The 233-nt window shown below is 57.5% G+C and carries 1 pseudogene; it reads right to left on the bottom strand.

Annotation, left to right across the window (positions count from 1 at the left end):
* Positions 1–121: pseudogene (locus tag SB764_RS44920) on the bottom strand (ATP-binding cassette domain-containing protein); the annotation flags it as partial.
* Between the last annotated feature and the right edge of the window lie 112 nt (positions 122–233).

Genomic DNA, 233 nt, shown 5'->3' with positions numbered 1-233 from the left:
GGTCGACATAGCCGAGATGCACGGTGTCACCGATACGCACCGAACCGGCATCCGGCTTTTCCTGGCCGGTGATCATCTTGAACAGCGTCGTCTTGCCGGCGCCGTTCGGACCGACGAGACCGATCTTCTCGCCCTTGTTCAGGGCGGCTGACGCCTCGATGTAGAGAATGCGGTGGCTGTTCTGCTTGCTGATATTTTCGATGCGGATCATGGAAAGCGAGTACCTGAAAAGT

It is taken from the genome of Paraburkholderia sp. SIMBA_027 (assembly GCF_046535315.1).
GTDB lineage: Bacteria > Pseudomonadota > Gammaproteobacteria > Burkholderiales > Burkholderiaceae > Paraburkholderia > Paraburkholderia tropica.
This window is presented reverse-complemented; position numbering and strand designations above follow the sequence as displayed.